10 protein-coding genes and 1 pseudogene are annotated in these 13,487 nt (G+C 76.2%); 4 read left to right on the forward strand and 7 right to left on the reverse strand.

Translation table 11 applies throughout. The features are described from left to right. Positions 1-27 precede the first annotated feature (27 nt). Together ACIF8T_RS09750 and ACIF8T_RS09755 are read left to right on the forward strand one after the other, a co-directional pair. Positions 28-957: a GNAT family N-acetyltransferase gene (locus ACIF8T_RS09750; RefSeq protein WP_400032977.1), complete on the forward strand. Its 930-nt coding sequence runs from the start codon at positions 28-30 to the stop codon at positions 955-957. Continuing rightward, positions 938-1,438, forward strand: coding sequence for a DUF402 domain-containing protein (locus tag ACIF8T_RS09755; protein WP_400032979.1), 501 nt, complete (start codon positions 938-940; stop codon positions 1,436-1,438). Before ACIF8T_RS09750 ends, ACIF8T_RS09755 begins: the two co-directional genes overlap by 20 nt. A gap of 4 nt (positions 1,439-1,442) precedes the next feature. Here the strand turns inward: ACIF8T_RS09755 and ACIF8T_RS09760 are convergent, their stop codons facing one another. After that, positions 1,443-2,060, reverse strand: a complete 618-nt coding sequence (locus ACIF8T_RS09760; protein ID WP_400032981.1) for a class I SAM-dependent methyltransferase — start codon at positions 2,058-2,060, stop codon at positions 1,443-1,445. 139 nt (positions 2,061-2,199) lie between these two features. Here ACIF8T_RS09760 and ACIF8T_RS09765 point away from each other — a divergent pair, with 139 nt between their 5' ends. Continuing rightward, entirely contained in the window at positions 2,200-2,334 is a 135-nt protein-coding gene (locus tag ACIF8T_RS09765) for a hypothetical protein (RefSeq protein ID WP_400032983.1), read from the forward strand. A gap of 193 nt (positions 2,335-2,527) precedes the next feature. Further along, complete coding sequence (locus tag ACIF8T_RS09770) at positions 2,528-3,583, forward strand: lytic polysaccharide monooxygenase (protein ID WP_400032985.1); 1,056 nt, start codon at positions 2,528-2,530, stop codon at positions 3,581-3,583. A gap of 387 nt (positions 3,584-3,970) precedes the next feature. On the opposite strand, the pseudogene ACIF8T_RS09775 reads toward ACIF8T_RS09770, so the two are convergent. The 6 genes and pseudogenes from ACIF8T_RS09775 to ACIF8T_RS09800 form a co-directional block, all read right to left on the reverse strand. Beyond that, positions 3,971-5,145: pseudogene (locus ACIF8T_RS09775) on the reverse strand (S1 family peptidase). 318 nt (positions 5,146-5,463) lie between these two features. Continuing rightward, positions 5,464-6,369, reverse strand: coding sequence for a S1 family peptidase (locus ACIF8T_RS09780; protein ID WP_400032987.1), 906 nt, complete (start codon positions 6,367-6,369; stop codon positions 5,464-5,466). A gap of 954 nt (positions 6,370-7,323) precedes the next feature. Next, positions 7,324-8,634, reverse strand: a complete 1,311-nt coding sequence (locus tag ACIF8T_RS09785; protein WP_400032989.1) for an NtaA/DmoA family FMN-dependent monooxygenase — start codon at positions 8,632-8,634, stop codon at positions 7,324-7,326. Further along, entirely contained in the window at positions 8,631-9,773 is a 1,143-nt protein-coding gene (locus ACIF8T_RS09790) for an LLM class flavin-dependent oxidoreductase (RefSeq protein ID WP_400032991.1), read from the reverse strand. Before ACIF8T_RS09790 ends, ACIF8T_RS09785 begins: the two co-directional genes overlap by 4 nt. Positions 9,774-9,846: 73 nt before the next feature. Continuing rightward, positions 9,847-11,658, reverse strand: coding sequence for an FAD/NAD(P)-binding protein (locus ACIF8T_RS09795; RefSeq protein ID WP_400032993.1), 1,812 nt, complete (start codon positions 11,656-11,658; stop codon positions 9,847-9,849). Between the two features lie 428 nt (positions 11,659-12,086). Beyond that, positions 12,087-13,394, reverse strand: coding sequence for a DUF5685 family protein (locus ACIF8T_RS09800; RefSeq protein ID WP_400032995.1), 1,308 nt, complete (start codon positions 13,392-13,394; stop codon positions 12,087-12,089). Positions 13,395-13,487 lie beyond the last annotated feature (93 nt).

The raw sequence follows: 13,487 nt of genomic DNA on the forward strand, positions 1-13,487 counted from the left end.
GACGCGTCCCGCGTAGCGTGCGCCTCCATGACCGTGACCGTACGCGACCTGCGTCCCGGGGTGCGGGCCGACGCCGAGGGCTTCTCCCTCGTCCGCCGTCTCGCCGTCCCCTTCATGCTCTCCACCCCCGAGTCGGTGCTGCACCACCTCGCGCACACGCACCCGGACGCCCGTTTCCGGCAGCTGGTCGCCGAGGAGGACGGGGAGATCGTCGGTACGGCCCAGACCGGTCTCGCCCACGACAGCCCGGAGCCCGGCCAGGGGTACCTCAACGTCTACGTGCACCCGGAGCGGACGGGGCGGGGCGCCGGGGCGCTGCTGGTGCGCGCCGCCGAGGAGCGGCTGGCCGGGCTGGGCGCCCGCAAGCTGTTCGCGTGGGTCATGGACGAGCCGCACAACCGCGCGTTCGCCGAGCGGCACGGCTACCGGGCCAGCCGCTCCGCCTACTTCCTGCGCCTGGACCTGGCGCGGGGCACGCTGCCGCCCCGCCAGGACCCGCCGCCGGGCGTGGAGCTGCGCACCGCCGCCGACTACGCGGACGACCCCCGTCCGGTGTTCGCGCTGGACGCGGAGACGACGTCGGACGAACCGAGCGACATCGCCGCCGAGTTCACGGACTACGAGGCCTGGCTGGAGGAGACCTGGCGGCACCCGCTGCTGGACCGCGAGCTGACCTCGGTCGCGGTCGTCGACGGCCGGCCCGCCGCGTTCAGCGTGGCCTACACCGACGGCACCGGCCGCTACGCCACCGCCATGACCGGCACCGCCCGCGCGTACCGCGGCCGGGGCCTGGCCAAGCTCGCCAAGAACGACTCCCTGCACCGCGCCCGCGCCGCCGGGTGCACGGAGGCGTTCACCGGCAACGACACCGGCAACGAGCCGATGATCGCCATCAACACGTGGTTCGGGTACGAGGTCTGCGCGACGGAGGTGCGCTATGTCAGGGAACTCGGCTGACGGGACGGTCCCGGTGGAGGTCGTGCTGGTCAAGGCGGGCCGGACGAAGATCCGCTACCCCGCCGGGCTGCTCGCCGACGACGGCACCCGGCTGGTGGTGCGCGCCCCGTGGGCGGGCGACGGCGTGCGCGACTTCGGCTTCGTGCGCTTCGAGCCCGGTGACGTCTTCACGGAGTACTACTGGCGGGACCGCTGGTACGCCGTGAAGGAGGTCCGGGCCGCCTCGGGGGACGTCAAGGGCTGGTACTGCGACGTGACGCGTCCGGCCGTGCGCCGCGGTGACGAGCTGGTGGTCGAGGACCTCGACCTGGACCTGTGGCGGTCCGCGGACGGCACGGACGTGCGGCGGCTGGACGAGGACGAGTTCGCGGCGAGCGGGCTGGCGAAGACGGATCCCGCGGCCGCGGCCGCCGCCGGGGCGGCGCTCGACGAGCTGGAGGCGCTGGCCCGGGGCGACGGCTTCGCCGCGCTGCTGGCCTGACGGCTCACCCCGTCCGCGCCACCACGGCGTACCGCTCGTCGGTCACCTCCCCGCCCCACAGCAGCGGATCACCGGACAGGTGCTCCACGTCGACCCGCGCGGCGAGCGGGGCGAGCAGCCCGGTGAGCCGCCGCGCCGGTATGCCGACCGGGGCGACCGTGCCCCACACGCCCTCGACCAGCACCAGCCGCCCGCCCGGCCGCAGCAGTCCCCGCCAGTGCCGCAGGACGCGGGCGGGGTCGGGCAGCGTCCACAGGACGTGCCGTGCGAGGACGGCGTCGAAGCGCCGCTCCCCGACCGGCGGCGCCGCCGCGTCACCGAGCAGGAACACCGCGTCGCGGCCGGCGAGCTTCTCCCGGGCCAGCGCCACCATCGCCGGGGAGAGGTCCACGCCCGTCACGCGGTGTCCCTGCTCGGCCGCGAGCAGCGACAGGCTGCCCGTGCCGCAGCCGAGGTCGAGGACGTCGCCCGCCCGCGGGGGCAGCCAGGCGCGCAGCCGGCCGGCCCAGGCCCGGCGCACCCGCGGATCGCGCAGCCCGTGGTCGGGTGCGTCGTCGAAGGCGGTGGCGGCCGCGTCCCAGTCGATGTCCGCCGAGGTCACGGCGTCACTCCCGTTCGTCATGTGCTCCAGAGTGACACCCGCCACCGACATCCCGATCGTGACGGGGGCCACTGACATCCCGGGAGCGATGAGGAACTCTCACCCGAAAGGTCTACCTCCGTGAGAACACGGAACCCGGTAGGGCCTGAAGGAGGCAGCCATGCGCCGTGTCACCGTGCAGAAGCCCCTGAAGAAGTCCGAGGCCCGCCGGGTCCGCGAGAAAGCCGACGAGCGCCCCTCCGGGCGACCGGAGATCCGCCGGGACATCGCCCGCACCTGGTGGCCCGAGGGCTGACGCGGGCCGGCCGCGCCGCGCCGGCCGGGCCGCCGCGGTTCCTACCTGAGCGCAGTCTGAGCGCTCCCTTAACGCGACCATAAGGATCTCCTCCACCCGCCCTCAGCAGGCGATTTCACGGTGCGCCGGGGCTAGGTTCGGATCACCCCCACGGATCCGCCACCCCTGTCGCACCGTTTCGAGGAGTTCCCGCATGCCTGCACGCCGCACGGTCGCCGCTGCCACCGCCCTCGGCATCGCCCCGCTCGCCCTGACCGCGCTGACCGCCGCTCCGGCGGCCGCGCACGGTTCGATGGGCGACCCGGTCAGCCGGGTCTCGCAGTGCTACGCCGAGGGGCCGGAGAGCCCGAGGTCGGACGCCTGCAAGGCGGCGGTCGCGGCGGGCGGCACCCAGGCGCTCTACGACTGGAACGGCATCCGCATCGGTGACGCGGGCGGCCGCCACCAGGAGCTCGTCCCGGACGGGAAGCTGTGCAGCGCGGGCAACGAGGCGTTCAAGGGGCTCGACCTGGCCCGCGCCGACTGGCCGGCGACGAGCGTGACGAGCGGCTCGTACACCTTCAAGTACCGCGTGACCGCCCCGCACAAGGGGACCTTCAAGGTCTACATCACCAAGCCGGGTCACGACCCCGCGAAGCCGCTGGGCTGGGGCGACCTGGACCTCGGCAACCCGGTGGCCACGGTCACCGACCCGGTGGCCTCGGGCGGTTTCTACACCTTCACGGGCACGCTCCCGGAGCGGTCCGGCAAGCACCTGCTGTACGCGGTCTGGCAGCGCTCGGACAGCCCGGAGGCGTTCTACTCCTGCTCGGACGTGGTCTTCGGCGGTGCGGGCGGCAGCGGTGCCGCCCCGGCCGGCGGTGCCACCCCGGCCCCGGCGGCCTCGGCCCCCACCGAGGAGCAGATCGAGGAGGGCAACGACAAGTCGACCGTCGAGCACGGCGGCCACGGCGACGACGACCCCAGCACGTCGGCGGAGCCGGCCGCGGCCGCCGACGACACCCCGGACCGGCCGGACACCGCCCCCGGCGCGTCTGCCTCCGACGGGGCCGCCCCCGCACCGAGCGCCCCGAACGCGCCGAACGCGCCGAAGGCGGCCGGCGCCGCGCAGAGCCTCGCCGAGACCGGCGGCGACGACAGCACCGCCTACGTCGCGGTCGGCGGGGCCGCCGCCCTGGCCCTCGGCTCGGCGGCCCTGTTCCTGTCGGTCCGGCGGCGCGCGGCCGGTGCCGGCCGCCACGGCCGCTGACAGCGCGGCCGGCCGACCCGGTGCCCGTCCGGCGGCTCAGGCCGGACGGGCACCGCACCCCGCGCCCCGCGGCCGTGTGCGACCCGCTCTCACCGGGCGGGCCGCACGGGGCCGCGGGGCACGACGCCTCCCTCCCGCCCGCAGGGCACGTGTCCCCGGCGGGCGGAGGCGTCGGGCAGCGGCACGCCGCAGGAGTGCGCGGCGACCCCGCGCGGCAGGGCGTCGGGGGCCTCGACCGGCTCCCGGGGCCTGCCGCGCTTCTCCCGTTCCCCGGCCGGCGCCTTCGGCCCGGGCGGTTCGCCGGGAGCGGCGCAGGCGTCCCCGGCACGGTGAGGGCCCCCGCCCGGACGGGGACGGGACCTCACGGAGCGACGGGGCGACGGCCGGTCAGCCGATCCGCGTCCCCGAGGCCGCCGGCGCCTCGGTCACCGGCTGGAAGAAATGTCTCCCCGCCGCAGGAGCAGTCACCGCTCCCGCCGGACGTCAGCCCGACCGCGCTGCCGCCCGGGAAGAGCGCGCCGCCGCTGTCCCCGGGCTCGGCGCAGACGTCGGTCCGGATCAGCCCGTCGACGACGTCGCCGTTGCCGTAGGTGACGGCGGCGTCCAGGCCGGTGACCGTGCCGGAGTGCACCCGGGTCGTGGACCCGCTGCGGGTGACCCGCAGGCCCGCGGTCGCCCCGGCCGCGCCCGTGATCTGCCGCGCGGACCCGTCGCGGAGGTCGGCCTCGCCGGGGTGGGCGACGCCGGCCGTGTGCTCGACCAGGCCGTGGTCGTCGCCCGGGAAGCCGGACGCCTCGGTGGTGCCGGTCGTGGTGCCGCCGGTGTCCGACCAGGGGGTGACGGACCCGGTGCAGTGACCGGCCGTCAGGAAGCGCGGCTCGCCGCCCTTGACGACGGTGAAGCCGAGCGAGCAGCGCCCGCCGCCGGTGATCGCGTCACCGCCGGCGAGGAAGGGCCGGTGCTCCCCCTTCGTCCGGCGGAGTCAGGCCGCGGGGACGAGCCCGTCGACGGCCTCGGCCGGCCCGGCCCACTCCGCCTTCGACACCGTGCGGCCGGCGGTGACGACGACCGTGCCGGTCCGCGGGTCGGTGACCCGGGCGGTGCCCGGGACGGCGGCGTCCCGCCGCAGCGCGGCACGGGCGCTCTTCGGCTCGGCGAGGGAGTTCTCGACGGCTCCGGCCCGCGCGACGGTCTCCTCGGCGGTCCGCGCGGCGGCCTCGTCGAGCACGTTCACGACGAGGCTCCGGGCCCGGGCGTCGTGGTACGTGCCCGCCGCGTCGGCGCCGGGGTCCCGGGCGAGCGTGGAGGCGAGCTTTCCGGCCGCCGTGACGGACAGGGTCCGGGGCTCGGGGGCCCGCGGTGTTTCGCCGGCGTTCGCGGTCCGGAAGGTGATTCCGGTGGCGACCAGGGCGGCGGCGCCCGCACCTGCCCCGGCCGCACGCCGTCCGGGTGTGCGTCGGTGCTTCGAGTCGCGTCCTCCTGCGGGGTCGTTCCGGGAGGTTGCGGGGACCCCGCGAACCGGAAGGCCGGCTGATGAGCGCCCACTCTTCCGAAGCCCGCAGGGAGCACACAAGGTCGACTTCAGGGCGCGCGCGGAACAGCGGTCGTGCGCCCCGCGCGTCGTCACCTGACCCGGCCGCCCGGGAGCGGCGCGCGCTTCTTCGCAGTGCAAACACCGCGTGCGGGCAACCGTCACCGGTCCGTGAGGTACGGCCCTGTCCTGAAACCTCCCCTAGCACAACGGCGTTGGGAGACGTCCGTCCCGGGGGCCGGACAAGGGCGAGCCCCCGCACGCTGGTTGCGTGCGGGGGCTCGCCGTGCTGCCGGCTGCCGGCCGGACCGGGCGGTCCGGCCTTCTGGTGCCTGGTGGCTCCGTCGGCCTAGTAGACGCTGACGCCGTAGGCGCTCAGGGCCTCGGTGACGGGCTGGAAGAAGGTCGTGCCGCCGGAGGAGCAGTTGCCGCTGCCGCCGGAGGTCAGACCGTAGGCCGTGCCGTTGCTGCCGTAGAGCGAGCCGCCGGAGTCGCCGGGCTCGGCGCAGACCGTGGTCTGGATCAGCCCGGAGACGATGTCGCCGCCGCCGTAGTTCACGGTGGCGTTGAGGGCGGTGACCCGGCCGCTGTGCGTGCCGGTGGTGGAACCGTCACGGATGACGGTGGTGCCGACGGCCGGGGTGGCGGCGCGGGTGATGTCCACGCCGTTGGCGGTGCCCGGCCGGCTGACGGACCCGGTGTAGCGCACGATGCCGTAGTCGTTGCCCGGGAAGCTGGAGCCGGTGGTCGTGCCGATGGCCGTGGTGCGGGCGGAGTTGGAGTACCAGGTGCCCGCGCCGTCGGTGCAGTGACCGGCGGTCAGGAAGTACTGGGTGCCGCTGCTGTCCTGGACGTTGAAGCCCAGGGAGCAGCGCCAGCTGCTCGCGTAGATCGCGTCGCCGCCCTGGATCAGCTTGGTGAACTTGCCCGGGGTGCGCTTGATGGTGAGCGCGCCCGCGTTCTCCCCGGCCTCCCGCTTGATCTTGGCGATCTCGGCCTGGGAGACCGTGCTGTCCACGGTGACGACCACGCGGTCGGTCTTGCTGTCGACGGCCCAGGCGGTGCCCGGGACGTCGGCCTTCAGCACCGAGGCACCGGCGCTCTTGAGGGCGGTGGCGCTGAAGGTGCTGGGCGTGTCGGACGCGTTCGCGCTGGGGACCGCGATCGCTGCGGCGGCCACGAGGCCGGTGGAAACGGCGATCAGCCGGGTCCGTCTCGAAATGCCGCTGCGGGGGGTGGTGCGCTTGATCCTCACTTTGCGTTCCTCCGAAGGGGAAGTCGGGGGCCCTCGTGGGGTTACGGGCCCGTGAGGCGCAGCCGGGGGGACGGGTGTCCGGATTCCGAACACGCCGTGCTCCTGACAAGCGCTGAGGGGGAGTATTCGGCCGAACGGACGGTCGGCGCAAGGGTGCCTTTCGGCCGTCGCCCCGGTGAACGATCTGTGCGCCTTGCCCCCGGAATCGGCGACGGCGCACCGTCCGTTCCCCCTTCCGCCGCGCCGGCCGGCGCGTTCCCCGGCGTCGGACAGGGGCGCGGGAAGGGGCCGGCGCGGGCGCACGGCGGCGACGGCGCGCGACGGGGGCCGGCCGCCGCACGGCCCTCGGCGTCCGGTGCGGCCGGGCGCGGGAGTCGGAGGCGGTGACCGCCGTTTCCGCTGGTGGCGTCGGTGGGCGCGGTCCGGCGGGGACCCGTCCTGCCGGGTCGTCACCCGCCGTGCGTGCCACCGCCCGTGCGGTCCGGAGGCCGGCTCCCCGCCGGGTTCCGGGCCGTGCTCCCGCCCGTCCGCGCCGGGCGCCCGGACCGCGCGGCCGGCACCGCACGGCGTGGAGCGTCCGGGCAGGGCCGGGGATGCGCGCGGCGCCCCCGGGGCGGGGCGTCCGCGTCGCGGCGCCGCACCCCTCGACACCCCTCGCGGACCGGCGTGATCAGCCGCCGCCCCGCCGCGGGCCGCCCGGGAGCGGCTCGCGGCGCCGGGGCCGGCCGCGAACCGGACCCCGCCGGCGCACGACCGCCCGACGACGGCCGGCCCACCGGCCCGCCGCGCCCCGCGGATGTCCGGAATTCGACCCTCCGGATCGTTCCCGTACCGGAACGGCCCGGGAATCCCGGACCGTTCAGGAGGGGTGTGCCCGTCGGCGCGAGCGGCCCGCGGGCCGCCGGCACCGCGGAACCCGCTGCTCGCGCCACCGCTCCCCCGGCCGCGCCGGACTCACTCCTTCTGCACGGGGACGGCGAGCCCCAGGTGGGAGCGCAGGGTCGTGCCCTCGTACTCCGTACGGAACACGCCACGCTCCTGGAGCAGCGGAACCACCCGGTCCACGAACTCGTCGAGCCCGCCCGGGGTGAGGTGCGGTACGAGGATGAAGCCGTCGGCGGCGTCCTGCCGCACGAACGCCTCCATCTCGGCGGCGACCGCCTCCGGGGTGCCGATGAACGACTGCCGGCCGCTCGCCTCGATCACGGTCTGCCGGAGGGACAGCCCCTTCTCCCGGGACAGCGCCCGCCACTTCCCGGCGGTCGCGAGCCGGTCGCCGTGCCGGACCCGGCCCTGGGTGATCTCCGAGTCGGCCACCGGGTCGACGTCGGGCAGCGGCCCGTCCGGGTCGTAGCCGGAGAGGTCCATGCCCCAGACCTGCTCCACCATCAGGAGGGCCGTCTGCGGGGAGACCTGCTGCTGCCGGATCTCCGCGGCCCGCTCCTGCGCCTCGGCGGCGGTGTCGCCGAGGACGACCGTGACCCCGGGCATGATCTTCAGCTGGTCGGGCGTGCGCCCGTACCTCGCCAGCCGTCCCTTGACGTCGGCGCAGAAGGCCCGCCCGGCCTCCTGCGTGCCGTGCCGGGTGAAGACCACGTCGGCGGCGGCGGCCGCGAACTCGCGGCCCTCGTCGGAGTCCCCCGCCTGGATCACGACCGGGTGCCCTTGCGGCGGGCGCGGCACGGTGAACTCCCCCGCGATGTCGAAGTGGAGCCCCCGGTGCGCGAACGGCCGGGGCGTGCCGCCCGGCGGCCAGGAGTCCCACAGCTCCCGTGCCGTGGCGACGAACTCCGCCGCCCGCGTGTACCGCTCGGACCGGTCGAGGAAGCCGCCGCGCCGGAAGTTGGCACCGGTGAAGGCGTCCGGGGAGGTCACCACGTTCCAGGCGGCCCGTCCGCCGCTGAGGTGGTCCAGCGTGGCGAGCCTGCGCGCCAGGTCGTAGGGCTCGTTGAAGGTGGCGCTGACGGTGGCGGCGAGGCCGAGCCGGTCGGTGACGGCGGCGAGCGCGTTGAGGACGGTGAGGGACTCCGGGCGGCCCACCACGTCCAGGTCGTGGATGCGGCCCTTGTGCTCGCGCAGCCGCAGCCCCTCGGCGAGGAAGAAGAAGTCGAACAGGCCGCGTTCGGCGGTGCGGGCCAGGTGCTCGAAGGAGGAGAACTCGATCTGGGAACCGGAGCGCGGATCGGCCCAGACGGTGGTGTTGTTGACGCCGGGGAAGTGCGCGGCGAGGTGGATGCGCAGGCCGGCGGTCCGTCGTACGGTCATGACGCTCCCCCTGTCACGGCGTGTCGGACGGCGTACCGGCTCGCGGGCCGGGCCAGGCCCAGATGCTCCCGGAGCGTGCTGCCCGGGTAGAACGTGCGGAACAGGCCCCGGTGCTGGAGCAGCGCGACCGTGCCGTTGACGAACCGCTCCAGGTCACGGCGCGGTTCGGCCGGGGTGACGTGGAAGCCGTCGACGGCGCCCTCCCGGTGCCAGGAGCCGATCAGCTCCGCGAGGTCGACGGGGCCGCCCCGGTACAGCGGGCCCGGCGCGGCGGTCCGGGAGCCGCCTCCCCTGCCCCCGAGGCGCCGGCCCGGCGCGGCCCCGGGGGATCCCCACCCGGGCTCGGCCACGTGCTCGCCGTCGCCGAGGTCCACGGTGAGGCTGGCCAGGACCAGCGGGCCGTCGGTGTCCCGGCCGGCCCGCACCGCCAGGTCGCGCAGTTCGGACCGCACGGCGGCGGCCTGCCCGGGGCTCGCGGCCCGCACCAGGGCCACGTCCGCGTACCGCGCGGCGGCCGGCCGGGCCTCCTCCTCGGTGGCGTCGACGAGCCGCACGGGATGCCCCTGCGGAGGGCGCGGCACGATCGAGGGGCCCTTGACGGAGAACGCGGACCCGGTGAAGTCGACGGGGTGCAGCTTGTCCCGGTCGACGAAGCGGCCGGTCGCCGCGTCCCGGATCTCGGCGTCGTCCTCCCAGCTGTCCCACAGCCGCGCCGCCACGTCGGCCACCTCGCCGGCCTCCTGCCACAGGGCGGCGGCGGACGGTGCCTCCCCCCGGTCGTGGCGGCGGCCGAAGAGGCGTGCCTCGCGCTCGGTGGCCGACACCGCGATCCGCCAGCCGGCCCGGCCGCGGCTGACCCAGTCGAGGGTGGCGACGGCGGCCTGGACGTGGAACGGCTCGGTGTGCGTGGTGGTGACGGTGGGCACCAGGCCCACGCGGTGCGTGGCGGGCGCCACCCGGGACAGCACGGCGAGCGCGTCGGGGCCCGGGCGGGCGAAGCCGTCGTCGAGCGTGACGAAGTCGAGCGCGCCCCGTTCGGCGAGCCGCGCCGACTCCAGGTAGGGGGCGGCGTCGTACGCCGAGCGCTGGTCGACGGCTGCGGCCAGGTGCAGCAGCCCCCGGCCGGACGAGGAGGTCATGTGGGAAACCCTTTCTTCACAGCGGTCGCGGAGGTCGCGGTGTGGGCGCGGTGGGGCACGGGCACCGCCCGTCTCAGGCGGTGGACCGGGGAGCGAGCGCGCGCAGGAAGGCCAGCGCGGCCCGTGCGGTGGCGTCGTTCTGCCGGAACGCCGGCCCGCCGGTGCGCGGCCGGGTGAAGGCGCCCGAGCCGCGGGCGTCGGTGTGCGGCCCGAGCGCGAACCGGCGCGGGTGCGGCCGTCCGGACCGGTCCAGCACCCGCCCGTCCGCGGGGTCGACGGCCAGCAGCCCGTCGGGGGTCGCGGCGGCCCCGTCGGCGTGCAGCTCCCGCAGCAGCGGGCCGGCGGACCGCTGGACGGTGGCGTGCGGCAGCCGCGCCTCCACCAGCGCCCGGGCCTCGACGGACGCCCCGGGCACGGTGCTGCTCGACGCCCGGAACACCCCGTCCTCGGCGCGGACGGTCATGTCCGCGCCGACGAACCTGAGCACCCCCGCCCGGGACAGCGCGAGCATCTGCCGCAGCCGGGGCGCGGGCGGCCCGGAGGCGAGGTAGCTGAAGAAGCCGTGCCACCAGGGCCCGACGTCGCCGAGGCGGACCAGTTGGCCGTAGACGGACAGCAGGGCGAGGAAGACGGCCAGGTCGGGGCTGTGACGGGGGTCGTGCCGCCGGTCCAGGTCCGCCCGGACGTACCCGCGCAGGGCTTCCTGCAACTCCTCGGGCGAGGCGTGCCGCACCCCCTCCAGCGGGCGGTCCAGGGCGGCCAGGTCCAGCCGGTCGGCGGGGTCGGGGACGGCACCGGCCACCAGGGCCGCGCGGTCCGCCGCGTCCGCGACCGCGTACCGCTCCTCGAAGGCGGCCCAGGCGAGGGCCGTCCGCTCGGGGTGGGCGGTGAACAGCCGGTGGTAGTGGGCGAAGCCCAGCTCCTTCTCCACCAGCGGCCACACGTCGCGCCGGAAGTCGAAGCCCTCCGGCCGGGCGAGCAGCGCGTCGACCTCGGCGGGGCCGAAGAACCTGGGCAGCGGCGGTCGCGGCCCGCTCCAGTCGTAGCCGATCTTCGCGTGGTAGGGGACGCCGCGCCGCGAGCCGACGTACAGGACCGGTTCCCGGCCCGAGGGCAGGTAGGTGTCGCCGTCGTACCGCCCGCCGCGGCCCTCCGTCAGCAGCACCATCAGGTCGACGAAGGCCAGCCCGAAGCCGCGGACGAGGACGGGTTCGCCGGGCCCGAGCCGGGACAGGTCGCTGTCGGCGGTGAAGTCCGGCGGGAGGTGGGTCAGGCCGTGGGCCCGGGCGTACGCGGCCAACTCGCTTTGTTCGGCGTCTGGTTCGGCGTCGAGGTGCCCCAGGGTGAGGACGACCAGGTCGGCGGCGAGCGGGTGCGGGCGGCCCTCCAGCCACACCTGCTGGCGGCCGTCGCGGGGGCCGGTGACGCGCAGGGCGCGCCGGGGGTGGTGGTGCACGGTGATGCCCGGGGGCAGCTCGGCCACCGCCCGCTCGTACACCCAGCGCAGGTAGGCGCCCTGCAGGCGCCGGTCGGCGAAGGTGCGGCCGTCGATGCCGGCCCACTCGTGCAGGGTGGGCCCGGGGCGCACGGGCCCGGCCATGTCGACCGTCTCGTCGGTGAACATGGTGACGTCCTGGGCGTGCGAGTTCATCCACAGCAGCGGCGACTGCGCCTGCCGCCAGACCCGTCCGGCGCCCGGCGGGTACGGGTCGACGAGATGGATGTCGAGTCCCGGACCGGCGTACAGCTCGGGGGCGTTGGCGGCGATCCGCTCGATCAGTCCGGTGCCGCGCGGCCCGGCGCCGACGACGACCAGGGCGGGCCGGACCGGCGGGGTGGGCGGGCGCTGCGCGGCGGGGGTCGCGGCGAGGGTGTCGGAGGACATGCGAAGGCTCCGTGATGCGTCGGGTGGAACGCGGGCGGAATGCCCTCACACGGAGCGGGCGCCGAACGGCGCGGTACGGCCGAGCCCCTCAGCAGGGCCGTCCGACGAGACTACGGGACCAATTCCGCGCCCTGTCAAGGCTGTCCGGACTGTGAGCAGTACGTCTCACGTCGGTTGACGCGGAACCGCAAGCCTGTTCCACTTGGCCCATGCATCCGCAGCAGTGGCTGGTCTCCCGCTCCCACATCGACTTCGGTCGCGTGTGGTCCTGTTCCTGTTGAGCCGACCCCGCTGCGCGCCCTGATCCCGCCGGGCGCCCTCCGCGTTCCTCCTTCTTCGCCCTCACACGCGCACCCCTCCCCTCAGTCAGCGCCACCGTCCGCCGTCCAGGAGGCCGCACCCCGTGCGTCCGCCGCGCCCGCCCCCGCTCAGCAGCCGTCGCAGGGGCAGCAGTCGCAGTCGCAGTTGTCGCAGTCGCGGCAGCAGCCCTCGCGCTTCTTGCGGGACCACGGGCCCTCGTACTCCTTGGCACAGCACAGCTTGCAGGTGCAGCACAGCAGCCAGAACATCCCGCAGCCCGCCCAGAACCCGCGCCGGCCCCGCGGCGGCTGGGGCGCCGGCGCACCGCCGCCGAAGCCACCGCCGCCGAACCCGCCGCCGTGCGCGCCGCCGCCGTACGGATTCCCGCCGCCGTAGGGGTTCCCGCCGCCGTAGGGGTTCCCGCCGCCGTAGGGGTTCCCGCCGCCGTAGGGGTTCCCGCCGCCCGCGTACGGGTTGCCTCCCCCGGTGTGCGGCGCGCCGTACGGGCCCTGCGGGGGCTGCTGCCCGTGGGGGCCGGGCCGGTGGGACGCGCAGGCGGGGACGGTGCCGAACGCCCGGTCGACCGAGCGCCGCAGTTCGTGGACCAGCAGCAGGTGCGCGAGTCCCCCGCCCATGCCGCCGTGCCCGGCGCCCCAGGTCACCTCGCGCAGCGCGAGCCGGATGCCGTGCACGGCGTCGTCGGCCAGCCGGCGGGCCTCCGCGAGGGAGGTGCCGGTGGCGGTGAGCGGGTTCCAGGCGCCCGACGCGGCGTCGGCCGCCCGGTCCTCCACGGCGTCCAGCAGGTGCGCCAGCCGCCCGAACAGCCGCCCCGCCTCGGCGAGCGGCACGGCGTTGCCCGGCTTCCCGGCGAGGACGGCGGTGTGCGCGAAGGCCGCCGCGGTCGCGGTCTCGGTCGGCTCGGTGACGGTGAGGATCGGCGTGCCGGGCCCGGCGAGCACCTCCAGGCCGGCCTGCCGGTCCACGGCGTCGACCAGGAGGGCGGTGTCGAATCCGATCGCGGAGCCGGTCCGGGCGCCCGCCCGGTCCCAGCCCGCGGCGACCCGGCGCGCGGCGAGCGCCACCGGCCGGCGGGCCAGCAGGCCGTCGCCGTCGGCGACGTGGTCGCGCACCTTGGCCGAGGCGAGCACCAGCGACACCGCCGCGGCGAGCCGCGCGCCCTCGCCCTGCGCGACGGACGCGGTGCGCATCCCGCGCAGCGGACACGGTCCGGCGGTGCGCCGTCCCGCCGCGCCGCCCGGCTCGGCCTGAGCCTCCGTCAGGACGGAGACGAGCAGCCCGTCGTAGTTCGTCACGATGCGCGCGAGCTGCCCGTGGTCCCCGCGCAACGCGAGGCACAGCCCGCACAGATGCGCCGTCCACTCGGCCGTGAGGCTCTCACCGAGCCGGTGCCGACAGGGCCTGACCATTCCGAACACGACGTTCCCCCCGTGGTGCGACTGCTCTTGAGCCGCCGCATCGTATCGGTCGCGGCGTTCACCCGTACGCACCGCCCGTCACTCGTCCGCAGG

It is taken from the genome of Streptomyces sp. NPDC085946 (genome assembly GCF_044540485.1).
Classification (GTDB): Bacteria; Actinomycetota; Actinomycetes; order Streptomycetales; family Streptomycetaceae; genus Streptomyces.

Bases quoted from the DNA above. Each gene is read 5' to 3' on its own strand.
- ACIF8T_RS09755 (WP_400032979.1), top strand. From the start codon at position 938: ATGTCAGGGAACTCGGCTGACGGGACGGTCCCGGTGGAGGTCGTGCTG.
- ACIF8T_RS09750 (WP_400032977.1), top strand. From the start codon at position 28: ATGACCGTGACCGTACGCGACCTGCGTCCCGGGGTGCGGGCCGACGCC.
- ACIF8T_RS09785 (WP_400032989.1), bottom strand. From the start codon at position 8,634: ATGACCGTACGACGGACCGCCGGCCTGCGCATCCACCTCGCCGCGCAC.
- ACIF8T_RS09765 (WP_400032983.1), top strand. From the start codon at position 2,200: ATGCGCCGTGTCACCGTGCAGAAGCCCCTGAAGAAGTCCGAGGCCCGC.
- ACIF8T_RS09790 (WP_400032991.1), bottom strand. From the start codon at position 9,773: ATGACCTCCTCGTCCGGCCGGGGGCTGCTGCACCTGGCCGCAGCCGTC.
- ACIF8T_RS09770 (WP_400032985.1), top strand. From the start codon at position 2,528: ATGCCTGCACGCCGCACGGTCGCCGCTGCCACCGCCCTCGGCATCGCC.
- ACIF8T_RS09760 (WP_400032981.1), bottom strand. From the start codon at position 2,060: ATGACGAACGGGAGTGACGCCGTGACCTCGGCGGACATCGACTGGGAC.
- ACIF8T_RS09795 (WP_400032993.1), bottom strand. From the start codon at position 11,658: ATGTCCTCCGACACCCTCGCCGCGACCCCCGCCGCGCAGCGCCCGCCC.